This is a genomic window from Bacillus sp. AR2-1, from assembly GCF_008368755.1.
GTDB lineage: Bacteria > Bacillota > Bacilli > Bacillales > Bacillaceae_G > Bacillus_A > Bacillus_A wiedmannii.
In genome coordinates this window covers 516,192-539,011 of the sequence record NZ_QORY01000007.1, presented here as the reverse complement: position 1 = coordinate 539,011, position 22,820 = coordinate 516,192, and the positions used below count along the sequence as shown (strand labels likewise).

21 protein-coding genes and 4 tRNA genes are annotated in these 22,820 nt (G+C 36.2%); 23 read left to right on the top strand and 2 right to left on the bottom strand.

The features are described from left to right. The first annotated feature begins 30 nt into the window (after window positions 1-30). The 22 genes from ychF (at window position 31) to DT250_RS09380 (ending at window position 18,326) form a co-directional block, all read left to right on the top strand. On the top strand, window positions 31-1,131 hold the full coding sequence (gene ychF, locus DT250_RS09485; RefSeq protein ID WP_000524660.1) for a redox-regulated ATPase YchF: 1,101 nt from the start codon (window positions 31-33) through the stop codon (window positions 1,129-1,131). Window positions 1,132-1,322: 191 nt separating this feature from the next. After that, window positions 1,323-1,613 carry a 30S ribosomal protein S6 gene (rpsF, locus tag DT250_RS09480; RefSeq protein ID WP_001233781.1) on the top strand — a complete coding sequence of 97 codons (291 nt, stop codon included), beginning with the start codon at window positions 1,323-1,325 and terminating at the stop codon, window positions 1,611-1,613. A 26-nt stretch (window positions 1,614-1,639) separates the two neighbouring features. Then, window positions 1,640-2,152 (top strand): single-stranded DNA-binding protein, encoded by a 513-nt coding sequence (gene ssb, locus DT250_RS09475; protein ID WP_016093691.1) that lies wholly within the window; start codon window positions 1,640-1,642, stop codon window positions 2,150-2,152. Window positions 2,153-2,196: 44 nt separating this feature from the next. After that, on the top strand, window positions 2,197-2,430 hold the full coding sequence (gene rpsR, locus DT250_RS09470; protein WP_000918874.1) for a 30S ribosomal protein S18: 234 nt from the start codon (window positions 2,197-2,199) through the stop codon (window positions 2,428-2,430). Between the two features lie 80 nt (window positions 2,431-2,510). Next, window positions 2,511-3,446, top strand: a complete 936-nt coding sequence (locus DT250_RS09465) for a YybS family protein (protein ID WP_149212995.1) — start codon at window positions 2,511-2,513, stop codon at window positions 3,444-3,446. A 78-nt stretch (window positions 3,447-3,524) separates the two neighbouring features. Next, a complete protein-coding gene (locus DT250_RS09460) occupies window positions 3,525-5,498 on the top strand; it encodes a DHH family phosphoesterase (RefSeq protein WP_001113891.1) in 1,974 nt (657 codons plus the stop codon). After that, the gene (gene rplI, locus DT250_RS09455; RefSeq protein WP_149212994.1) at window positions 5,495-5,941 is read left to right on the top strand and encodes a 50S ribosomal protein L9; all 447 of its coding nucleotides are present in this window, start codon (window positions 5,495-5,497) and stop codon (window positions 5,939-5,941) included. Before DT250_RS09460 ends, rplI begins: the two co-directional genes overlap by 4 nt. Window positions 5,942-5,968: 27 nt before the next feature. Beyond that, the gene (gene dnaB / locus DT250_RS09450; RefSeq protein WP_001286242.1) at window positions 5,969-7,330 is read left to right on the top strand and encodes a replicative DNA helicase; all 1,362 of its coding nucleotides are present in this window, start codon (window positions 5,969-5,971) and stop codon (window positions 7,328-7,330) included. A gap of 215 nt (window positions 7,331-7,545) precedes the next feature. Beyond that, window positions 7,546-8,835: an adenylosuccinate synthase gene (locus DT250_RS09445; protein WP_000100228.1), complete on the top strand. Its 1,290-nt coding sequence runs from the start codon at window positions 7,546-7,548 to the stop codon at window positions 8,833-8,835. A 141-nt stretch (window positions 8,836-8,976) separates the two neighbouring features. Beyond that, window positions 8,977-9,052, top strand: a tRNA-Lys gene (locus DT250_RS09440). A gap of 13 nt (window positions 9,053-9,065) precedes the next feature. Next, window positions 9,066-9,137 (top strand) — tRNA-Glu (locus DT250_RS09435). A 22-nt stretch (window positions 9,138-9,159) separates the two neighbouring features. Beyond that, a tRNA-Asp gene (locus tag DT250_RS09430) sits at window positions 9,160-9,235 on the top strand. Window positions 9,236-9,276: 41 nt separating this feature from the next. Continuing rightward, a tRNA-Phe gene (locus DT250_RS09425) sits at window positions 9,277-9,349 on the top strand. A 433-nt stretch (window positions 9,350-9,782) separates the two neighbouring features. Continuing rightward, window positions 9,783-10,490, top strand: coding sequence for a cell wall metabolism DNA-binding response regulator WalR (walR, locus tag DT250_RS09420; RefSeq protein ID WP_000971866.1), 708 nt, complete (start codon window positions 9,783-9,785; stop codon window positions 10,488-10,490). Window positions 10,491-10,493: 3 nt separating this feature from the next. Beyond that, the gene (gene walK, locus DT250_RS09415) at window positions 10,494-12,335 is read left to right on the top strand and encodes a cell wall metabolism sensor histidine kinase WalK (RefSeq protein ID WP_000755378.1); all 1,842 of its coding nucleotides are present in this window, start codon (window positions 10,494-10,496) and stop codon (window positions 12,333-12,335) included. Beyond that, a complete protein-coding gene (locus tag DT250_RS09410; RefSeq protein ID WP_149212993.1) occupies window positions 12,332-13,648 on the top strand; it encodes a YycH family regulatory protein in 1,317 nt (438 codons plus the stop codon). Before walK ends, DT250_RS09410 begins: the two co-directional genes overlap by 4 nt. Then, entirely contained in the window at window positions 13,629-14,471 is an 843-nt protein-coding gene (locus DT250_RS09405) for a two-component system regulatory protein YycI (protein ID WP_000383735.1), read from the top strand. The genes DT250_RS09410 and DT250_RS09405 overlap by 20 nt, the downstream gene beginning before the upstream one ends. Further along, on the top strand, window positions 14,455-15,249 hold the full coding sequence (locus tag DT250_RS09400) for an MBL fold metallo-hydrolase (RefSeq protein WP_000522836.1): 795 nt from the start codon (window positions 14,455-14,457) through the stop codon (window positions 15,247-15,249). Before DT250_RS09405 ends, DT250_RS09400 begins: the two co-directional genes overlap by 17 nt. 63 nt (window positions 15,250-15,312) lie before the next feature. After that, entirely contained in the window at window positions 15,313-16,488 is a 1,176-nt protein-coding gene (locus DT250_RS09395; RefSeq protein ID WP_098075873.1) for a S1C family serine protease, read from the top strand. Between the two features lie 53 nt (window positions 16,489-16,541). Further along, window positions 16,542-16,727 carry a CxxH/CxxC protein gene (locus tag DT250_RS09390; protein WP_001052833.1) on the top strand — a complete coding sequence of 62 codons (186 nt, stop codon included), beginning with the start codon at window positions 16,542-16,544 and terminating at the stop codon, window positions 16,725-16,727. 59 nt (window positions 16,728-16,786) lie between these two features. Beyond that, entirely contained in the window at window positions 16,787-17,266 is a 480-nt protein-coding gene (gene rlmH / locus DT250_RS09385; RefSeq protein WP_016079551.1) for a 23S rRNA (pseudouridine(1915)-N(3))-methyltransferase RlmH, read from the top strand. 181 nt (window positions 17,267-17,447) lie between these two features. Then, the gene (locus tag DT250_RS09380; RefSeq protein ID WP_000713629.1) at window positions 17,448-18,326 is read left to right on the top strand and encodes a radical SAM/SPASM domain-containing protein; all 879 of its coding nucleotides are present in this window, start codon (window positions 17,448-17,450) and stop codon (window positions 18,324-18,326) included. 188 nt (window positions 18,327-18,514) lie between these two features. On the opposite strand, the gene pepF is transcribed toward DT250_RS09380, so the two are convergent. Both pepF and guaC read right to left on the bottom strand, forming a co-directional pair. After that, window positions 18,515-20,332 (bottom strand): oligoendopeptidase F, encoded by a 1,818-nt coding sequence (gene pepF, locus DT250_RS09375; RefSeq protein WP_149212992.1) that lies wholly within the window; start codon window positions 20,330-20,332, stop codon window positions 18,515-18,517. A gap of 137 nt (window positions 20,333-20,469) precedes the next feature. After that, the gene (guaC, locus tag DT250_RS09370; RefSeq protein WP_098597225.1) at window positions 20,470-21,453 is read right to left on the bottom strand and encodes a GMP reductase; all 984 of its coding nucleotides are present in this window, start codon (window positions 21,451-21,453) and stop codon (window positions 20,470-20,472) included. 240 nt (window positions 21,454-21,693) lie between these two features. On the opposite strand from guaC, the gene DT250_RS09365 reads away from it, so the two are divergent. After that, on the top strand, window positions 21,694-22,725 hold the full coding sequence (locus DT250_RS09365; protein ID WP_149212991.1) for an acyltransferase: 1,032 nt from the start codon (window positions 21,694-21,696) through the stop codon (window positions 22,723-22,725). Window positions 22,726-22,820: the final 95 nt, after the last annotated feature.

Below are 22,820 nucleotides of genomic sequence, written 5' to 3'. Positions count from 1 at the left end.
ATGAAAGATTGAGACATAGGAGTGAAAAATATGGGATTAACGGCTGGGATTGTTGGATTACCTAACGTAGGGAAGTCAACTTTATTTAATGCAATTACACAAGCAGGAGCAGAATCTGCAAACTATCCATTCTGTACAATTGATCCAAACGTAGGGATTGTAGAAGTACCAGATGAGCGTTTAAATAAATTAACGGAATTAGTAGAACCGAAAAAAACTGTTCCGACTGTATTTGAGTTTACTGATATTGCAGGTATCGTAAAAGGTGCTAGTAAAGGTGAAGGTTTAGGAAATAAATTCTTATCTCACATTCGCCAAGTAGATGCAATTTGCCAAGTTGTTCGTTGTTTTGAAGACGAAAATATTACACACGTTTCAGGGAAAGTAGATCCAATCGATGATATTGAAACAATCAACTTAGAGCTAATCTTAGCGGATTTAGAATCTGTTGATAAACGTATCGAGCGTGTTGCGAAGTTAGCAAGACAAAAAGATAAAGAAGCAGTATATGAGCATGAAATTTTAGTTCGTTTAAAAGAAGCTTTTGAAGAGGGAAAACCAGCTCGTACTGTTGAATTTACAGAAGAACAAATGAAGATTGTTAAAGGCCTTCATTTACTTACAACGAAAGAAATGTTATACGTAGCAAACGTAAGTGAAGATGATATTATGGATCCTTCTGAAAATAAATATGTACAAATGGTAAAAGAATTTGCTGCAAATGAAAATGCTCAAGTAATCGTTGTATGTGCAAAAATCGAAGAAGAAATCGCTGAGCTGGACGAGGAAGAGAAAAAAGTATTCCTTGAAGAACTAGGCATTGAAGAATCTGGTTTAGATCAATTAATTCGTGCTGCATATGATTTATTAGGACTTGCTACTTACTTCACAGCTGGTGTGCAAGAAGTACGTGCATGGACGTTTAAACAAGGTATGAAAGCACCACAATGTGCTGGCGTAATTCATACAGACTTTGAGCGTGGATTTATTCGTGCGGAAACAGTTTCTTACGAAGACTTAATGACAAACGGTTCTATGACAGCTGCAAAAGAAGCTGGTAAAGTTCGTTTAGAAGGAAAAGAGTATATCGTAAAAGATGGAGACGTTATGCACTTCCGCTTCAACGTTTAATTTAATATTTCCTAGGAAAAATAAAGATATGAGCTTGGCAAATATATTATGTGTTTGCCAAGTTTTTTATGCATGGGTGAGTTGATTCATCTAACTTACTATGATATAATCTAAACTCGTGAGTAATTACTATAAATTAATTGCTCCTTGCCCATTATGGGCCGTTTAGACCAAAAGGAGGTGAAAGTGTAATGAGAAAGTACGAAATTATGTACATCATTCGTCCTGGCGTTGAAGAAGAAGCTCAAAAAGCTTTAGTTGAACGTTTCGCAGGTGTTTTAACAAACAATGGTGCAGAAATCATTAACACGAAAGAGTGGGGTAAGCGTCGTTTAGCTTACGAAATCAACGACTTACGTGAAGGTTTCTACATGATCTTAAACGTGAACTCTAACGCAGAAGCGATTAATGAATTCGACCGTTTAGCTAAGATCAACGAAGACATCCTTCGTCATATCGTTGTTAAAGAAGAAGAAAAATAATTGATATATAAGGGAGAGTGGTTCGATTGATGAATCGTGTTATCCTCGTTGGTCGTTTAACTAAGGACCCTGACTTACGTTACACGCCCAATGGTGTTGCAGTAGCTACTTTTACGTTAGCTGTGAATCGCGCATTTGCGAATCAACAAGGTGAGCGTGAAGCTGACTTTATTAATTGTGTAATATGGCGTAAACAAGCAGAAAACGTAGCAAATTATTTGAAAAAAGGTAGCTTAGCAGGCGTAGATGGACGTCTTCAAACTCGTAATTACGATGGACAAGATGGTAAACGTGTATATGTAACAGAAGTTCTTGCGGAAAGCGTACAATTTTTAGAGCCGCGTAATGGCGGTGGGGAGCAACGTGGTTCATTTAATCAGCAACCATCAGGAGCTGGTTTCGGTAACCAAAGCTCTAACCCATTTGGTCAATCTAGTAATTCAGGTAACCAAGGTAACTCTGGATTTACGAAGAATGACGATCCATTTTCAAATGTAGGTCAACCGATCGACATTTCCGACGACGATTTACCGTTCTAATACAGTAAATTAGTTAGTTTTAACAAAGAATGGAGGGAATAGACATGGCAGGACGCAAAGGTGGACGTGCGAAACGTCGTAAGGTGTGTTTCTTCACATCTAACGGCATCACTCGCATTGACTATAAAGATGTTGATTTATTAAAACGTTTCGTTTCTGAGCGTGGTAAAATTTTACCTCGTCGTGTAACAGGAACAAGCGCAAAATACCAACGCAAACTTACAGTTGCAATTAAACGTGCTCGTCAAATGGCACTTTTACCATATGTTGGTGAATAATAGCGTATGAAATGCACAGTAGAGTCGGACTCTACTGTGCATTTTGCTATGCTTTTCTTTTTTGAAAGAGAGGTTAGATGATGAAGAATACGAGATTTATTACTGAGGGTGCAGCGTTGCTAGCGATATATGCAATGTTATTGCTTATATCTATGTATGTTCCAATTTTAGGTACAGTTGTAACGTTTGCGTTGCCATTGCCGTTTATATTGCTAACGATAAGATATAGATTATCTAACGCCTTTGTAATTTTTACGGTGGCATTTTTAATTGCTGTTATTTTAGGTCAACCGATAGGTCTAATAAAGACGGTCGTGTTTGGGGTTATGGGTATTGTTTTAGGATACATGTATAAACAGCAAAGAAAGCCGTTGGAAATTTTGATAACAGGTTCACTTGCATACTTAATTGGTATTATGCTCATTTATGTTGCGAGTATAAAGTTTTTTAACATAGATTTCATAAAGCAAATGCAAAATATGTTTAATGAAAGTGTAGTGCAAAGTGAAAAGATAGCAAGTGCTGCCGGTATGCCGGTTAGTAAAGAACAAAAAGAGTTACTTGCACAAATGAATGATATATTACAAACGATATTCCCGAGTATATTTGTAATGGCTTCTGTATGTCTTTCTTGGATTACAGTTATGATATCAGGCAGTGTTTTGAGAAAACTAAAGCATGACGTTATACCTTGGCCTAAATTTAAAGATATACAATTACCAAAGAGTATTGTTTGGTATTACGTTATATTTATTTTGCTATCAACTTTTATAAAAGTAGAACCGACATCATATTTACATATGGTATTTTCTAACCTATATGTCATATTTACCCTACTACTAGTACTACAAGGTCTGACATTTATCGCTTTTCTAGCGCATAGCAAAGGTTTTACGAAAGGGGTTCCTATTATTAGTTTTATTGTCTGCATGTTTATACCGATGTTGTTTCCTCTTGTGACAATCTTAGGTATAATTGATTTAGGGATTTCATTGCGTTCTAAAATAGGAGGATAAAGTAATATTCCTTATACTATTTTAATCTGTTTAACTAACTGGAAGGTGAGTTAGTTTTACTTTATAGGAGTTGTATACATGCCTGAATTTTATAAGAAACAGTGGTTTTTATATCCTGTTTATGTATTGGCATTTTTCGTGTTTGTGCTCATTGCCATCCTCTGTTATTTTCATTTAATTATGGGGATATCCACCTTTTTTATTTTTTGCATTGTACTTTTTGTTGTTATACGCTTTGAACTGACCTTTCAAAGGAATTTCGAAAAGTATACGACAGATATGATTACAAGAGTAAAGAAAGTGAGTAATGAAGCATTTAACCAAATGCCGATTGGTATTTTGTTATACAATAAGGATTATGGGATTGATTGGGCGAATCCTTATTTATCTTCATGTCTAGGACAGCATGCGTTAGCTGGATGGCACCTTTATGATGTATCAGAAACGTTGCTTCTTTTTATTAAGGGAGAAACTTCCGACGATATAGTCTCTTTAAATAACCGAAAGTTTCGCGTTTTTGTAAGGAAAGAAGAAAAGTTAATTTATTTCTTTGATGTAACGGAACAAACAGAGATTGAAAAGATGTACGAGGATCAACGCACTGTTTTGGCTGTCATTTATTTAGATAATTATGATGAAGTTACACAGGGGTTAGATGATCAATTACGTACGAATATCACAAGTCTTGTAACATCACGACTAAATGAATGGGCCGTTAAGTATGGGGCATATTTAAAACGTGCATCTTCAGAAAGATTCTTCGTTGTACTAAATGAGAGTATTTTAGCACAGATGGAGAAAGGGAAATTTAGCATTTTAGATCAGGTGCGTGAAGAAACATCCAAAAGGAATATACCACTCACCTTAAGTGTAGGTGTTGGATCAGGTGATTTACCTTTATCAGAGCTTGGGGCAATGGCTCAGTCCGGTTTAGACCTTGCGCTTGGCCGTGGTGGAGATCAAGTAGCTATTAAACAAGCGACAGGTAAAGTTAAGTTTTATGGTGGTAAGACGAATCCAGTTGAAAAACGTACTCGTGTACGTGCCAGAGTTATTTCGCATGCATTAAAGGATTTAGTATTAGAAAGTAGTAATGTCATTATAATGGGACATAGGGCTCCTGATATGGACGCAATTGGTGCTGCGATTGGTATTTTAAAGGTAGCGCAATTAAATGAGCGCAAAGGATATATTGTGTTAGATGAAAATGATTCTGATAAGGGAATTAAGCGTTTAATGGATAAAGTGAAACAAAACGAAGAGTTATGGTCTCACTTTATTACCCCAGGACAAGCGATGGAATTTGCAAATGATGATTCATTACTTGTTGTTGTTGATACGCATAAACCTTCAATGGTGATGGAAGAAAAGCTGTTACATAAAATTGAAAATGTAGTTGTTATTGACCATCATCGCCGGGGAGAAGATTTTATTGAAGATCCATTGCTTGTTTACATGGAGCCATACGCTTCTTCCACGGCAGAACTTGTTACAGAATTACTTGAGTACCAACCGAAAAATTTAAAAATGACAATGTTAGAAGCAACGGCATTGTTAGCAGGTATTATTGTTGATACGAAAAGCTTTACATTCCGGACGGGTGCTCGTACGTTTGATGCCGCTTCTTATTTACGCTCACATGGTGCAGATACTGTACTTGTACAAGAGCTTTTAAAAGAAGATATGGATCAGTATTTACGGGTTGCAAAAGCTATTAAAAATGCGTACATTTATACAAATGGAATTGCGATTGCAAAAGTTGATAGTGATGATTACTACGATCAAGTGCTTATTGCGCAATCAGCGGACACATTATTAACAATGACAGGAATTATTGCGTCATTTGTTATTGCAAAACGTGGCGAGAATTTCATTGGAATTAGCGGCAGGTCTTTAGGTGAAGTGAACGTGCAGCTAATTATGGAAAATTTAGGCGGTGGTGGGCATTTAACGAATGCAGCTACACAAATGAAAAATGTTACAGTAGATGAAGCTGAGGAGAAGCTTCGATTTGTTATTGATGACTATTTACAGGGAGGCACACAATCATGAAAGTAATTTTTCTAAAAGACGTAAAAGGTAAAGGGAAAAAAGGAGAAATAAAAAACGTACCAGATGGCTATGCAAATAACTTCTTACTAAAACAAGGATTAGCTGCTGAAGCGACAAATAGCAGTATGAAAACTTTAGAAGCTCAAAAGCGAAAAGAAGAAAAAGATGCAGCAGCAGAGGTTGAAAATGCAAAAGGGTTGAAAGAAACGTTAGAGAAACTAACTGTAGAAGTAAAGGCGAAATCTGGAGAAGGTGGCCGTCTATTCGGTTCAATCACAAGTAAACAAATCGTAGATGCAATGCAAAAATCACATAAAATTAAACTTGATAAACGTAAATTTGAAATGGATGATGCAATTCGTGCATTAGGCTATACAAACGTTACTGTGAAGTTGCATCCGCAAGTAACAGCAACAGTAAAAGTTCATGTTAGTGAACAATAAAAATAAGTTAAGCAAGGAGGATTGCGTATGAGTGATGTAATGGCTGATCGTACCCCTCCGCATAATATAGAGGCTGAGCAGGCGGTTTTAGGGGCCATATTAATTGATCAAGATGCGTTAACGTCAGCATCGGAATTATTGGTACCTGACTCATTTTATCGAACGAAACATCAAAAGATTTTTGAAGTCATGCTTGGGTTATCTGATAAAGGAGAGCCGATTGACTTAGTAATAATGACGTCAGCAATGGCTGATCAAGGATTATTAGAAGAAGTTGGTGGGGTTTCTTACTTAGCAGAATTAGCAGAAGTTGTTCCAACCGCTGCTAACGTAGAATATTATGCACGAATCATCGCTGAAAAGGCGCTATTACGTCGTTTGATTCGAACAGCGACTCATATCGTGTCTGATGGGTATGAGAGAGAAGATGACGTGGATGGTCTTTTAAATGAGGCTGAGAAAAAAATATTAGAAGTATCTCACCAAACAAATGCAAAAGCATTCCAAAACATTAAAGATGTTCTTGTAGATGCTTACGATAAAATTGAACTTTTGCATAATCAAAAAGGTGAAGTTACTGGGATACCAACTGGATTTACAGAATTAGATAAGATGACCGCAGGTTTCCAGCGAAATGATTTAATCATCGTAGCGGCACGTCCATCAGTAGGGAAAACCGCATTTTCATTAAATATCGCACAAAACGTAGCGACGAAAACTGATGAAAATGTAGCGATTTTTAGTCTAGAGATGGGCTCTGATCAGCTTGTTATGCGTATGCTTTGTGCAGAAGGAAATATTGATGCGCAAAGACTGCGTACCGGTTCATTAACTTCTGATGATTGGGCAAAATTAACAATGGCGATGGGGAGCCTTTCTAATGCTGGTATCTATATTGATGATACACCGGGGATTAAAGTAAATGAGATTCGAGCGAAATGCCGTAGATTAAAGCAAGAACAAGGTCTAGGGATGGTTTTAATTGACTATTTACAGCTTATTCAAGGAAGCGGGAAATCAGGAGAAAACCGTCAGCAGGAAGTATCTGAGATTTCTCGTACATTAAAAGGGATTGCGCGTGAATTACAAGTGCCTGTTATTGCCTTGTCACAGTTATCTCGTGGTGTAGAATCTCGTCAAGATAAACGTCCGATGATGTCTGACATTCGTGAATCGGGAAGTATCGAGCAGGATGCTGATATTGTAGCCTTCTTATATCGTGAAGATTACTATGACCGAGAAACGGAAAATAAAAATACGATTGAAATTATTATTGCAAAGCAGCGTAACGGTCCCGTAGGCTCAGTAGAGCTCGCATTCGTTAAAGAGTTCAATAAGTTCGTTAACTTAGAACGTCGCTTCGAGGATGGACATGCGCCGCCTGCATAAAGATAGTATAAAAAAGAAATGCATTTCTTATAATAAGATGTGTTTCTTTTTTTTTATAGGAAAGATAAGGCTTTCATAGTGTGAAAATATAATTCTTACGAACGAAAATGTTTTTTAATAAAAAAATGTTCGCTTTTTGGTTGACTTCTTTTTCGGTTTTGGTACAATTATATTGTTTGAATAGATCGTTTGAAAATCGCGGAGGTGCTTTAATAATGTCTTCAGTAGTAGTTGTAGGAACACAATGGGGCGACGAAGGAAAAGGTAAAATCACTGATTTTCTTTCTGAGCATGCGGAAGTAGTTGCAAGATATCAAGGTGGAAATAACGCGGGACATACAATTGTTTTCGGCGGAGTTAAATATAAATTACACTTAATTCCATCTGGTATTTTCTATAAAGAGAAAATTTGTGTAATCGGAAATGGCTTAGTAGTAGATCCGAAAGCATTACTTGAAGAGTTAAAATACTTACACGATCGTGGTGTAAGTACTGACAATTTACGTGTAAGTAACCGTGCGCACGTTATTTTACCTTATCACTTAAAACAAGATGAATTAGAAGAAGCTAGTAAAGGTGATAACAAAATCGGTACAACGAAAAAAGGTATCGGTCCTGCATATATGGATAAAGCTGCTCGTATTGGTATTCGTATGGCTGATCTTTTAGACCGTGAAGCATTTAAAGAAAAGCTTGAGCGCAATTTAGTAGAAAAAAATCGTTTATTTGAAAAAATGTACGATACAGAAGGTTTCAGTGTAGAAGAAATCTTCGAAGAGTACTTCGAGTACGGACAACAAATCGCGCAATATGTATGTGATACGTCTGTTGTATTAAATGATGCACTAGATAACAATCACCGTGTATTATTTGAAGGTGCACAAGGTGTTATGCTTGATATCGACCACGGTACGTACCCGTTCGTTACATCTTCTAACCCGATTGCTGGTGGTGTAACAGTTGGAACTGGAGTTGGTCCTGCGAAAGTTACTCGCGTTGTAGGTGTGTGTAAAGCATATACAAGTCGCGTAGGTGATGGTCCTTTCCCTACTGAGCTTCATGATGAAATTGGTCATCAAATTCGTGAAGTTGGTCGTGAGTATGGAACGACAACTGGTCGTCCACGCCGCGTAGGTTGGTTCGATAGCGTTGTTGTAAGACATGCACGTCGTGTTAGTGGTTTAACAGATTTATCATTAAATTCTATCGACGTTCTAACAGGTATTCCGACTCTTAAAATTTGCGTTGCTTACAAATACAATGGCGAAGTGATCGATGAAGTTCCAGCAAACTTAAACATTTTAGCGAAATGTGAGCCTGTATACGAAGAGCTTCCAGGTTGGACAGAAGATATTACTGGTGTAAAATCATTAGACGAGCTTCCTGAAAATGCACGAAAATATGTAGAACGTGTTTCTGAGTTAACAGGAATTCAATTATCTATGTTCTCAGTTGGACCAGATCGTAACCAAACAAATATTGTTCGTAACGTATACGAAGCTTAATTGATATTTTTGAGAAAAAACTCATGTCCGCATGAGTTTTTTCTTATCTTTTATAAAAAAATAAAAAAAGGTATTGCAAAAAACAAAGAAAACATGTTATGATACATCTTGTCGTCACGAAAATATGACGTTGGTGAGTATGAGCCATTAGCTCAGTTGGTAGAGCATCTGACTTTTAATCAGAGGGTCGAAGGTTCGAATCCTTCATGGCTCACCATTTTATTTTTCGTGGCCCGTTGGTCAAGTGGTTAAGACACCGCCCTTTCACGGCGGTAACACGGGTTCGAATCCCGTACGGGTCATGTTTTTTTTATGTTCATTTTTGGTCCCGTGGTGTAGTGGTTAACATGCCTGCCTGTCACGCAGGAGATCGCCGGTTCGACCCCGGTCGGGACCGCCACTTTTGTTTATACCACCATTAGTGGTTTTATATATAGTTTTGGCTCGGTAGCTCAGTCGGTAGAGCAGAGGACTGAAAATCCTCGTGTCGGCGGTTCGATTCCGTCCCGAGCCACTCTCAGGATATTAAGTGGGCCCACTTAATATCCTTTTTATTTTGTCCAGTTTTACAAATGTGGGTAGTTATTTTACAATAGAATGAGGAGCCTCTAGCAGTTGAAGCTAGAGGTTTTTCTATAGATCGTATAGATTCTGTGTAAAAGTGGATCATACATGAGTCTGTGAGAATAGAGGAGAAAGTACTTAAGCAAAAGATGCGGTCATATAGGGACATACTATGTAGACATCAATGTGTTTAGGGATATTGACCATATTTTTACCCGCTATTTGCCGGGTAGTAAGACCCCACCCAAAAATTCAGCGAAGGTAAAGAAGTTAGGTGTGGGATCAACGGCCCGTAAATGCCCGATTGGTTCAACTAATAATCGGTGTGGGATGAAGAAAACCCCCACCGATTAAAGTTTCACTTTATAAGGAGGAAATAGACGATGATGGGAAAGAAAATTTTAGTAGTTGATGATGAAAAGCCGATTGCGGATATTTTGAAGTTCAACCTAGAAAAAGAAGGTTTTGAAATTGTAATGGCGCATGATGGTGATGAAGCGATTGAAAAAGCGAATGAAGAGCAGCCAGATATGGTTTTATTAGATATTATGCTACCAGGTAAGGATGGCTTAGAGGTTTGCCGTGAAATACGTAAAAGCTCAGAAATGCCGATTATTATGCTTACAGCAAAGGACTCTGAAATTGATAAAGTATTAGGGCTTGAGCTTGGAGCAGATGATTATGTAACGAAGCCATTTAGTACGAGGGAATTACTTGCTCGTGTGAAGGCGAATTTACGTCGCCATCAACAAGGTGGTGCTGCAGAAAAAGAAGAAAATACGGAAATGGTTATTGGACCAATCGTTATCAATTCAAATGCGTATAGTGTAACGAAACGTGAGGAAAATATTGAACTTACACATCGTGAATTTGAGCTACTACATTATTTAGCCAAACATTTAGGACAAGTTATGACTCGTGAACATTTATTGCAAACAGTTTGGGGTTATGACTATTTTGGAGATGTACGTACAGTGGATGTAACAGTGCGTCGTTTACGTGAAAAAATTGAAGATAATCCAAGTCATCCTACTTTAATTGTAACTAGACGTGGAGTAGGGTATTACTTGCGTGACCCAGAGCAGGAATAGTATATGAAGAAAGTTGGTTTTTTTCAATCTATTCATTTAAAATTTGTACTCATATATATGCTATTAATATTGATAGCTATGCAGGTTATTGGAGTATATTTTGTAAGAGAGTTAGAAAAGAGTCTTGTACAAGGCTTTAGAGATTCTTTAACGCAGCAAACGAACCTATTATCATATAATCTGAAACAAGAGTTTAAAAAAAGTTATACAAAAGCAGAAACAGAATCAACAGATGAAACGATTAAAACTTCAATTCGAAAATTTGCCTCTGATCGAAAGAAAGATATCCAAGAGGTAAGTGTATTTGATTCGCATAGAAAGTTACTCGCTATTTCAGATGAGTCAAAGCAAAACAAGGTAAATAGAACATCAACTGATATAGCTGTTCAGCGGGTATTGGTACAAAAAAAGCCAGAAGTGAAAATTGAGAAAGATGGTCGTACAGGCCATCGTGTACAAGTTATGCTTACTCCTATTCTAGATGATAACGGCAAGGATGCACTTGGTGTTATTTACATTGTTGCATCTATGGAAGATGTTTATAAACAGATGAAGGATATTAATCAAATTTTTGCGACTGGAACCGTTATTGCATTACTCGTAACAGCTGTACTTGGAATTTTGTTAGCTCAAACGATTACGAGACCAATCTCAGATATGCGAAGACAAGCGATTGAAATGGCAAAAGGAAACTATTCAAGAAAAGTAAAAGTGCATAGCCATGATGAAATTGGACAATTAGCATTATCTTTCAATAATTTATCAAAAAAATTACAACAAGCTCGTTCTTCAACGGAAAGTGAAAGACGTAAATTATCATCTGTTTTATCACATATGACAGATGGAGTAATTGCTACTGACCGAAAAGGGGACATTATTTTATTAAATGATCCTGCGGAAAAGATGCTAAATGTTTCTCGTGAAACGGCGCTCGATCAATCTGTTTTAGAAGTATTAGGGATACAAGAAGAATTTACGCTCGATCATTTATACGAAGAGCCTGATTCTGTTTTATTAGATTTTAGTACGAGAAATGAGCCATATATTTTACGTGCTAGTTTCTCTGTTATTCAAAAAGAGACAGGGAAAGCAAATGGTTTAATTGCCGTATTATATGATGTAACTGAGCAGGAGCGTATAGAAAGGGAACGCCGTGAGTTTGTGGCAAACGTTTCCCATGAATTAAGAACGCCATTAACAACGATGCGCAGTTACTTAGAGGCACTTACGGACGGCGCGTGGCAAGATCCGAATATTGCACCGCAATTTTTAACAGTTACACAAGAAGAAACAGAAAGAATGATTAGACTTGTAAATGCGTTATTGCAACTTTCTAAACTTGATAGTACAGAACATCGTTTAATGAAAGAATGGGTCGACTTTACTGACTTCTTTAATAACATTATTGATCGTTTTGAAATGTCTAAAGAGCAAAACGTAAGTTTCAAACGATCTTTCTCTAAGAAATCCCGATTTATTGATATGGATACGGATAAAATTACGCAAGTTTTGTATAACATTATTTCGAATGCATTAAAGTATTCACCAGAAGGTGGAACAGTAACATATCGCTTACGTGATCGCGGGGAATTATTAGAGATTAGTGTAAGTGACCAAGGAATGGGTATTCCAAAAGAAAACGTCGATAAAATCTTTGAACGTTTTTATCGCGTAGATAAAGCACGTTCAAGACAAATGGGTGGTACAGGACTTGGATTAGCAATTGCGAAAGAAATGATTGAGGCACATGGTGGCTCGATTTGGGCGAAGAGTGAGGAAGGAAAAGGGACAACTATTTACTTCACATTGCCAATGGCAGCGGATGAAGAGGACGATTGGGAATGAGTATGGAAAATGTTAAAACGATAGTTTTAATTAATTTAGTTGTAATTAGCCTATTTCTTACTTTTAACTTATGGACGTATGTGCCAGATTCCACGTCTATGCAAAACGCAAAATTTGTGCAGGGGAATGAAGGAATTACTCAAACTAAAATCGCTGATGTTGTCCGCCCTACTTCTATCATCGTGCATAAAGATAAAAATCATTACGGGAGCAAAAGAGAGGGAGATATAGAATCAATCTATAAACCTTTGGAAGCAGGGGAATTACATGATTTCAAAGAGATATCGATTGCTAAGGCTGATTTCCTTTCTTATGTGCATGGTGAAGGGAAAATGGAACTTGTTTTTCCTACCAACATCCCATTTGATGCAGTTAAATCTATGTTTAATATGAAAGAAAAAAGTATAGATAAGCCTAAACATTTTAATCGAATTATTCTTGATCCTTCTAGAAGTAGGGATCAAGAAATTAAAATTAATTTTGTTTCTGATGGCGATAACTCTAGAATATATGAAGCAAAATTAAGTGGTGTGTATTTAAAAGATATTGTAAATGCACAAAATCAATTTATAGTATCGGCAAAACCTTATTTTGACTATCAAATTAATGATATGAAAAAGCTATTTTTACCAGATGGAACGACAGAATTAAGTAATATAACATATATTTCATCTAATTTAGCGGTCGACACATTTAAGAATGCTCTTTTTAGTGACCCACGTTATTTAAGCCCTATTACCGAGAAATCGAAAGAAACATTTACAGATGGTATTAGGTCCATGGAGATTGAAAACGATCGTCATATGCTAAAGTATAAAAATTCTTCTGTTTCAAGTGAGAAAACGACAGACAATTTAATGCTTTTACAAAAAAGCTTTGATTTTGTAAATGGTCACAGTGGGAGTTTGGATTCATATCGTTTGGACTATATGAATAAAGGACAGACGGTATTCCGTTTACATGAAGATGGATATTCCGTATTTAATACAGATGGATTAGCTGAATTAAGACAAGTATGGGGATCAGAAGAAGTAATGGAATATGAAAGACCGTTGTTGTCTTTAAATACGAAAGGTATAGAACAGAAGGTTACTCTTCCATCAGGTCACGTTGTAATAGCATCCTTAGAAAATAATGCCGCGGTAGATAAACGATTCATTAAAGACATTGGTATTGGATACAAATTATCACTAGATGGGCAAGTAGCTCGACTACAGCCAATTTGGTATGTAAAGTTTGTTGAAGATGAAGCGGGTAAACAAAAAATATATGAGTGGAGTGAGGGAGGACTAAATGGATTGGGATCGGATTAAAACCATATTTATTGTGACCTTTTTTGTTTTGGACCTCTTTCTCATTTTTCAATTCATTCAAAAGCAAGATAGTAATCAATTGGAGCTTATTGCAGAAACAAAGATAGATCAAGAATTAAAAGCAAACAAAATTACTATGGGTAATTTCCCTAAAGAACCGAAAAAAGAGTCATTTATTAGGGCAGAAAACAAGGCATTTAAAGAAGAAGATGTACAGTCTTTAAAGAGTCAAACGGTGCATATACAAAATATGTACAAAATAGAAAGTAAGCTAAAAGAGCCCTTCTTAAATACAAAATCATTATCCAAAGATAAGTATAGTGATTTTTTGAAGAACTATGTATTGGATGGACAAAAGTATGAGTTTGGGGCGATGAAAGACTCTAAAATTTACTTCTTCCAAAAATATAAAGATAAGCCTATTTTCTATAACGATCAGGCAATGATTGTTGTGGAATTAAATGAAAAAAATGAACTTGTGTCGTACACGCAGACGATGCTAACTGATTTAAAAGAAATGGGCGAAAGTGAAAAAACGAAACAGCAAGAAATTATTACTGCTCAAACAGCTTTAGAAAATCTGTATTTAAAAAATAAAGTTCATGGGAATACACATGTAAAAGAAGCACAAATTGGTTATGCCACCCTTACCGCATCTACTTCTAATAACCAAGTACTCGCTCCAACATGGAATTTAAAAACGGAGCAGAAGCAGGACTTCTTTGTAAATGCAATTGAAGGACAAGTTATGGAATTAGGGGAAAGGGAAAATCAAGTGGTTGATGAACATACTGGAGTGAGAAAGAATGGGGTTGCATTTTAGCGTACTTGCAAGTGGAAGTACAGGGAATATGCTATATGTAGGAACAGATGAAAAAAAATTACTCGTCGATGCAGGTTTAAGTGGTAAAGCAACAGAGGCTTTATTTAAACAGGCAGAACTAAATATAAATGATGTATCAGGTATTCTTGTAACACATGAACATAGTGACCATATTAAAGGGTTAGGTGTATTGGCACGTAAATATGATTTACCTGTTTATGCAAATGAGAAAACATGGAATGCAATGGAACATTTAATAGGAAATATCCCAACTGAGCAAAAGTTTATTTTCTCAGTTGGGGATGTGAAAACATTCGGTGATATTGAGGTCGAGTCATTTGGGGTTTCTCATGATGCGGCAGAGCCGATGTTCTATGCTTTTCATAACAATAATAGAAAGTTAGCCCTTATTACAGATACGGGATACGTGAGTGACCGTATGAAAGGTGTTATTAAGGGTGCTAATGCTTTCGTGTTTGAAAGTAATCATGACGTGGAAATGCTTCGTATGGGACGTTATCCATGGAGTATTAAGCGACGTATTTTAAGTGATGTGGGTCACGTTTGTAATGAGGACGCTGCATTAGCGATGGCGGATGTAATTACAGATGAGACAAAACATATTTATTTAGCTCATTTAAGTTTAGATAATAACATGAAAGAGCTCGCACGTATGTCAGTATCACAAGTATTAGAGGAAAAAGGATTTGGAGTGGGAGAAGCCTTTGAAATTCATGATACAGATCCGAAAATGCCTACAAAAATTCAATACGTATAATTCTTCATTTTAGTAAACAATAAAGGTGAATATAGTTGTTTTCAGGAAGATGGGTGAACAAATATGTCCTTTATTGATGAAGAAAATTATCGTATGAAACGTGCAAGAAAAAAGAAGCATAAAGGTATTGTTATTTCTAGTATAGCAGGAACAATTGTAGGAGCTTCGTTATTTGCATTTGGAGCTCCTTTATTTGCGAATGATGCGGGGGCGCTTCCGCAAGCTGAAGCAAGTGGAAGTAATATGGCTGAAGCTCAAGGAATTAAACAGATTAGCTTCGTTGATGCTGTTGATCGTGCGTCTGAAGCTGTTGTTGGCGTTATTAATATTCAACGAGATAATTTTTCAGAGGCAGATTCAGAAGCTGGTACAGGATCGGGTGTAATTTATAAAAAAGCAGATGGCCAAGCTTATATTGTAACGAATAATCATGTTGTTGCTGGAGCAAATCGTATTGAAGTAAGTTTAAGTGATGGTAAGAAGGTTCCGGGAAAAGTATTAGGAACGGATGTAGTCACAGATTTGGCTGTACTAGAAATAGATGCAAAGCATGTGAAAAAAATAATTGAGATTGGCGATTCTAATACTGTTCGTAGAGGAGAACCGGTCATTGCGATTGGAAACCCACTCGGGCTGCAATTTTCAGGAACCGTTACACAAGGCATTATTTCAGCTAAGGAACGTATTGTTCCTGTAGATTTGGATCAAGATGGACATTACGATTGGCAAGTAGAAGTTTTGCAAACAGACGCAGCGATTAATCCAGGTAATAGTGGTGGTGCGCTTGTAAACGCGGCAGGTCAATTAATAGGCATTAACTCAATGAAAATTGCAGCAAAAGAAGTAGAAGGAATTGGACTAGCTATTCCAGTTACTAGAGCTGTTCCAATTATGAATGAATTAGAGAAGTACGGAAAAGTAAGGAGACCGTATGTTGGAATTGAACTTAGATCGTTAAATGAGATTCCAAATTACCATTGGTCAAAAACATTGCATTTACCAGGCAATGTAACAGAGGGAGTTTGCATTTTAGATGTGAAGAGTCCTTCGCCAGGTGTAGATGCTGGTTTACGAGAACACGATGTGATTGTAGCAGTAGATGGAAAACCGGTTCGCGATATTATCGGATTCCGTACGGCCTTATATGATAAAAAAATTAATGATAAAATGACTCTTACGTTTTATCGTGGTACAAAACGAGCAACAACAACGGTTAAACTAGGCATTCAAAAGTATTAAAAACAGGAGGGCCTACCTCCTGTTTTCTATTGTAGAAAAGTGAGGTGAAGAATATGAATTTACCTTGTTGTTTAGAACATGTTGAATTAGCTTTAGATATTATTGTGGATGAGTGTGAAGTTGCACCAGTTATCAACAGTGTGGATAACTCGGAAAAAGAGAAAAAAACATGTGAATTTTGTCAAAACGAGGCGACATATGTTGTATCGAACACAGATTCTCACACAATATGTGGGTAACAATTGTGGATATGTGGATAAGTTATGTGGATAACATGTTTGTAAGGTGGGGAATGAGTGTGAATATCTCGATTATTTCAATTGGGAAATTAAAAGAAAAATATTTAAAACAAGGTATAGCAGAATACTTAAAACGATTATCTGTATACGCAAAAGTAGAAGTAATTGAATTGCCAGATGAAAAGGCGCCAGAAAATTTAAGTGAAGCAGAAATGTTAATTGTAAAAGAAAAAGAAGGTATACGTATACTGGATAAAATTTCTGACGATACGCATGTCATTGCGTTAGCGATAGAAGGAAAGCAAAAATCATCAGAAGAATTTGCAGTAAGCTTAGATCGTCTTGCTACATATGGAAAGAGTAAAGTTGCATTTGTAATAGGTGGATCACTTGGACTAAGTTCAGAAGTAATGAAGCGTTCAAACGAATCTCTTTCTTTTTCAAAGATGACATTACCACACCAATTAATGCGATTAGTATTGCTTGAGCAAGTGTATAGAGCGTTTCGTATTAATCGTGGGGAACCGTATCATAAATAAAATTACTTTTTGTATATAAAAAGAGTAAAAAAGACCATTGGGCAAAAACCACCGATGGTCTTTTAAATATTAATAGGTAGTACGAAGGTTTCCTAAAATAAGTATGTTTCTATTTATAAAAAAGTGTGTTGTAATATGAAGAGGAAAAAGTATAAGTAGTCATAGAAGTGAGGAATTAAAGGTGAAGAAGTTTAAAAAGTTTTACTTGGAGATTACGAGTGTATGTAATCTTGCGTGCAGCTTTTGTCCGCCGACGGAAAGGCAGAAGCAATTCATTTCTGTGGAGGATTTTGCTAAAAGATTAGACCAAATTAAACCTCACACAGACTACATTTATTTGCACGTGAAGGGTGAGCCATTGCTCCATCCAAAAATAGATCAATTGTTAGATTTAAGCCATGAAAAAGGGTTTAAAGTTAATATTACAACGAACGGAACGTTAATTAATAAAAGAAGGCATAGACTGTTAAATAAGCCTGCTTTAAGACAAATGAATTTTTCACTGCACAGTTTTGATGGGCATCCAGGTTCGCAAGATAAAGAAGGTTATGTAAGGAGTATACTTTCCTTCATTAGAGAGGCGACAAGTCAATCAGATTTAATTGTTTCACTACGTTTATGGAATTTAACTCAGGATAATAAAACAAATGCTGAAATCCAGAAAAATAGAGATTTATTATCCATCATTGAAAATGAGTTTGGTCTATCTTATCAAATCGAAGAGAAGCTTACACCAGGAAAAGGTATAAAAATTGCGGAACGTGTCTTTATTAATCAAGACTATGAATTCCAGTGGCCAGCATTACATGAAGAAGAGGATGATGGAAAAGGATTCTGTCATGGTCTTCGAAATCAAGCTGGTATTTTAGCAAACGGAACGGTTATTCCTTGTTGTTTAGATGGTGAGGGGATTATTAACCTTGGGAATATTAATAATGACTCATTTTCTAACATTATAGAAGGTGAAAGAGCAACAAACATTGTCGATGGATTTTCGAAAAGAGTTGCAGTCGAAGAGCTATGCAGGAAATGTGGATACCGTAAAAGATTTGGAAAATAAATATGAAACAAGCCCTCATAAAGCGAGGGCTTATTTTTTATCCCGCTATTTGCCGGGCAGTAAGACCCCCCACCTCAAAATTCAGCGGAAGCAAAGAAGTTCGGTGGGGAATCAACTGCCCGTAAAAGCCCGATTGGTGAGGGCTAATAATCAGTGGGGGATGGCCCCCCACTGATTAAAGTTTCACGTTATTCTTGATAAGAGCGTTCTAATTCATCAATTAAGGAACCGACGTAAGAAACAGCCCTGCGGATTGCATCTGGTTTTGACATATCGACTCCGGCATGTTTCATTAATTCAAGTGGTTTCATCGTACCACCAGCGCGAAGTACATCTAACCAGCGGTCAACGGCAGGTTGCCCTTCCTCTTTAATCATTTGAGCTACCGCAGTAGATGCAGTGAGGCCTGCGGAATAGGTGTAAGAATATAAGCCCATATAGTAATGAGGTTGACGCATCCAAGTTAAGCCAGCATCTTCGTCAATTTCTACAGAATTTCCCCAGAATGTCGAAAGTACATTTGTTTTTATTTCAGTTAAAGTTGTAGCTGTAAGTGCTTCTCCTTCTTCTGCTAGGGTATATACTCTTCTTTGATATTCTCCCTCAAGTAAGTGAGTAACAAAGTTATGATAATATGTGCCAAGTAGTTGCAGAATCACCCATCTGCGCATTCTCTTATCGTCAGTAGTCGCTAATAAATGCTGGGCTAATAGTAATTCGTTCATTGTAGATGGCGCTTCAACAAAGTACATAGATGGACGTACATTCATAATACGCTGGTTTTTATTTGCTAAATAAAAATGACCAGCATGTCCGAATTCATGGGCTAATGTGAAGCATCCACGCATCGTATTTTGCCATGTAATTAAAATATATGGATGAGAACCATATGGGCTTGAACAAAATGCTCCGGTGGATTTGCCTATGTTATCGGCAAGATCAACCCATCTTTCTTTGAATCCTTTTTGGATAATGGAACTATATTCATCCCCTAATACCTTTAAAGAATCTTGAATTAATTTACCAGCCTCCTTGTATGTGATGGTTGGATTAAATTCGGGATCTAAAGGTGCATGTAAGTCGCAGAACAGCATTTGATCGAGTCCTAATACTTTCTTTTTTAAATCTGCAAAACGGCGCATATGAGGCGCTAATTCTTTATAAATAATATCAAGTTGATTGTTATACATTTCAAGTGGAACTTTTTGAGGTTCTAAAAGCATATGAGTAACAGATTCAAATTTGCGTAAACGAGAGAGTGTTACTTGTTTTTTTACTTCAGTAGCATATGTTGTTGCCACTGTATTCTTATATCGTTTCAAGGTGGAAACAAATGATGAGTATGCTTTTCTACGTATGTCTGCGCTTGGAGAGAACTCATATTTGCTTTCAAATAATGCAAATGATACAGGGAGTTCGTTTCCTTGTTCGTCTTGTATGGAGGTAAAATCCATATCGGCTAATTTAGTCATACCGTAAATTTTGTATGGAGAATTATGTACTTCGCCAAGTGCAGCAAGAGCTTCTTCTGTTTCAGGAGAGAGCGTGTGCTGCCTTTTTTGTAGGATGTCTAGTAATGATTTACGGAAAGGTTCGAGTTTTGTTTCTTCGTGTAAATACTTTTCAATTGTTCCTTCATCGAATGAGAGGATTTCATTATGGATAAAGGATAGTGCAGTATGTACTTTCGTCCATAAAGCAGAAACTTTGGAAGAGTTCGCTTGAATAACTGGATTTGTACGATCAGTTGATTCTTTTAAATTTGCATAGGAGTATAGTTTTGTTAACTTCATTAAAAGCTCTTCTTCTAAAAGTAGGCAATGTAATAAGGTAGTGGGGCTAGTATGTAATTGTCCTTTAAACGCATCAAGTTTTTTTATATCGTCTGTTAATACACGTAATGCAGTTACCCAATCTTTATCAGATCCGAATAAATCAGAGAGGTCCCATGTTAGTTCAGTAGGGACTTCTGCGCGAATATGGCGTTTCTCAATTACATTTTTCATTTGTTATATCCCCCTTATTATAAGTATCTAAAACCATGATACTAGAAAATTCAGTAAAATTAAAATATTTTACATTTCTATATATAAAAAAGAAGGACAAGCATAAAAATGCTTGTCCTTCGAGTTAAATTTAAAAATTAATATACTTTATCCCCGTTGAAAATAGAGTTTTTCACGATTACATAATCTACAGTACGAATTGAATCTAATTTTGTTCCACCAGCGTAAGAGATAGAAGATTGAAGATCTTGTTCCATTTCGATTAAAGTATCTTCTAAAGAACCTTTATGCTCAACGAACATTTTCTTACCTTCAACGTTTTTCTTCTCGCCTTTTTGGAATTCAGAAGCTGAACCGAAGTACTCTTTATAAAGTTTGCCGTCTTTTTCGATTGTTTCCCCTGGAGACTCTTCATGACCAGCGAATAGAGAACCGATCATAACCATAGTCGCCCCAAATCGAATAGATTTAGCTACGTCGCCGTGTGTACGAATACCACCGTCAGCGATAATTGGCTTACTTGCAGCTTTTGCACACCAGCGAAGTGCAGCTAGTTGCCAACCGCCAGTTCCAAAGCCTGTTTTAATTTTAGTAATACAAACTTTACCAGGTCCAATACCGACTTTTGTTGCGTCAGCACCAGCGTTTTCTAATTCTCTTACCGCTTCTGGAGTTCCAACGTTTCCAGCAATAACGAAGCTTTCTGGTAAATGCTTTTTAATATGTTGAATCATGTTGATTACAGCATTAGAATGTCCGTGTGCAATATCAATCGTGATGTATTCAGGTGTAAGTTGCTCAGCAGCTAATTGTTGTACGAATTCATATTCGTCCTCTTTTACACCAACGCTAATAGAAGCGATTAATCCACGTGATTGCATATCTCTAATAAATGAGATACGTTTCTCTGGCTGGAAACGATGCATGATATAGAAGTAATTGTTTTCAGCTAAATAAGTTGCAATTCTTTCATCAATAATCGTTTGCATATTTGCAGGTACGACAGGTAATTTAAATTTATGTTTACCTAAAGTGACAGTTGTATCACATTCAGAGCGGCTGTTTACAATACATTTTGCAGGAATTAATTGAATATCTTCATAGTCGAATACGTTTTCCATCATTTACACCCCTAAAATACGAATATTTTATTCATTTAGTTTAAAAATGTTCGTCCAAAGGATAATTTACATTATTTTCACTCATAAGTCAAAGGTTTTCATGTTTATATTTAAAAATTGAGTCTATTTAAGTTAATTATAGATTTGTATTGTCTAAAGATGTTTTAATTTAGAATTTTCTGATATAAAATTATGTGTAGCAAAGAAAAAATTAAATATACAAATTTGGGAGAGATTTTAATGAAGCGATTAATGTATATGGACTGGTTGCGTGTATTAGCAACAATCGCAGTAGTTACAATTCACGTTTCTGCTGGTTATGTTTCAGTGTTAGATACAAATAACGTTTCACGCTGGATGGCTGGGAATCTATTTGAATCGATTTCACGTGCGAGTGTTCCGATTTTTGTAATGATTAGTGGTGCTTTATTGTTAAAGGGGACAAAAGATATTTCAGTCGGGGAATTTTTAAAAAGGCGCGCAAGTAAAGTAATCATTCCCTTTATAGCTTGGAGTGCTATATTTTATGCATATGGAGCATATGCAGGATATTTCCCAGCATCTTTAAAGCAAGGGATAAAGCACTTTTTAACGGATACTATTGGAGGACATTTATGGTTCTTATACATGATTGTAGGGATATATTTAATTACACCTTTACTAAAAATCTTTGTGAAGAACGCTAAAAAAAGAGAGATAGAATACTTTTTAATTTTATGGCTATATGCGTCTGTTGTAGTCAATTTAGTGAAATATTATTATCCTATCAACTTTAATATTGAATTATTTTACGTTACAAATTATGTAGGGTATTTCCTACTTGGTTATTATTTATCTAATTTTGATATTTCAAAAAAATGGAGAAGTATTTCTTACTTTGGCGGATTTGTAGGATTTATTAGTACATTCTTTATTACTTATTACTATACAGTAAAAGCAAATGGACAGTTAGATCAGTTTTGGTACGGGTATTTTGCGCCAGGCGTTGTACTGATGGCGATTGGATTATTTGTATTTTTCAAATATGCTTTCCAAAAATCAGAAAGAGAATTACCATTGTTATTCCGTTTTATAAATCAAGCAAGTCTTGGAATCTATATTCTTCACTTCTTCTTATTAAATAACTTGTTGTACATGGTTTTCCCTAAAGTAAATGAACGTGTACATGCAATATTGGCAATACCTATTAATGTAACGATTGCAATTGTTCTTAGTATGGTAATTACGTTAATATTACAAAGAATACCAGTTGTGAAAAAATTAGTTCCGTAAAAAATGAATATAGTATAGATAGGGCAGACTTATTATAAAGGCTGCCCTTTACTATTTTAAAATTATACTTAAATAAATTTAGATATAAACGAATT

What these genes read in the sequence shown, in the direction of transcription:
- ychF (WP_000524660.1), top strand. Translation starts at nt 31, where the DNA reads ATGGGATTAACGGCTGGGATTGTTGGATTACCTAACGTAGGGAAGTCA.
- rpsF (WP_001233781.1), top strand. Translation starts at nt 1,323, where the DNA reads ATGAGAAAGTACGAAATTATGTACATCATTCGTCCTGGCGTTGAAGAA.
- rpsR (WP_000918874.1), top strand. Translation starts at nt 2,197, where the DNA reads ATGGCAGGACGCAAAGGTGGACGTGCGAAACGTCGTAAGGTGTGTTTC.
- DT250_RS09465 (WP_149212995.1), top strand. Translation starts at nt 2,511, where the DNA reads ATGAAGAATACGAGATTTATTACTGAGGGTGCAGCGTTGCTAGCGATA.
- DT250_RS09460 (WP_001113891.1), top strand. Translation starts at nt 3,525, where the DNA reads ATGCCTGAATTTTATAAGAAACAGTGGTTTTTATATCCTGTTTATGTA.
- rplI (WP_149212994.1), top strand. Translation starts at nt 5,495, where the DNA reads ATGAAAGTAATTTTTCTAAAAGACGTAAAAGGTAAAGGGAAAAAAGGA.
- dnaB (WP_001286242.1), top strand. Translation starts at nt 5,969, where the DNA reads ATGAGTGATGTAATGGCTGATCGTACCCCTCCGCATAATATAGAGGCT.
- DT250_RS09445 (WP_000100228.1), top strand. Translation starts at nt 7,546, where the DNA reads ATGTCTTCAGTAGTAGTTGTAGGAACACAATGGGGCGACGAAGGAAAA.
- walR (WP_000971866.1), top strand. Translation starts at nt 9,783, where the DNA reads ATGATGGGAAAGAAAATTTTAGTAGTTGATGATGAAAAGCCGATTGCG.
- walK (WP_000755378.1), top strand. Translation starts at nt 10,494, where the DNA reads ATGAAGAAAGTTGGTTTTTTTCAATCTATTCATTTAAAATTTGTACTC.
- DT250_RS09410 (WP_149212993.1), top strand. Translation starts at nt 12,332, where the DNA reads ATGAGTATGGAAAATGTTAAAACGATAGTTTTAATTAATTTAGTTGTA.
- DT250_RS09405 (WP_000383735.1), top strand. Translation starts at nt 13,629, where the DNA reads ATGGATTGGGATCGGATTAAAACCATATTTATTGTGACCTTTTTTGTT.
- DT250_RS09400 (WP_000522836.1), top strand. Translation starts at nt 14,455, where the DNA reads ATGGGGTTGCATTTTAGCGTACTTGCAAGTGGAAGTACAGGGAATATG.
- DT250_RS09395 (WP_098075873.1), top strand. Translation starts at nt 15,313, where the DNA reads ATGTCCTTTATTGATGAAGAAAATTATCGTATGAAACGTGCAAGAAAA.
- DT250_RS09390 (WP_001052833.1), top strand. Translation starts at nt 16,542, where the DNA reads ATGAATTTACCTTGTTGTTTAGAACATGTTGAATTAGCTTTAGATATT.
- pepF (WP_149212992.1), bottom strand. Translation starts at nt 20,332, where the DNA reads ATGAAAAATGTAATTGAGAAACGCCATATTCGCGCAGAAGTCCCTACT.
- guaC (WP_098597225.1), bottom strand. Translation starts at nt 21,453, where the DNA reads ATGGAAAACGTATTCGACTATGAAGATATTCAATTAATTCCTGCAAAA.
- DT250_RS09365 (WP_149212991.1), top strand. Translation starts at nt 21,694, where the DNA reads ATGAAGCGATTAATGTATATGGACTGGTTGCGTGTATTAGCAACAATC.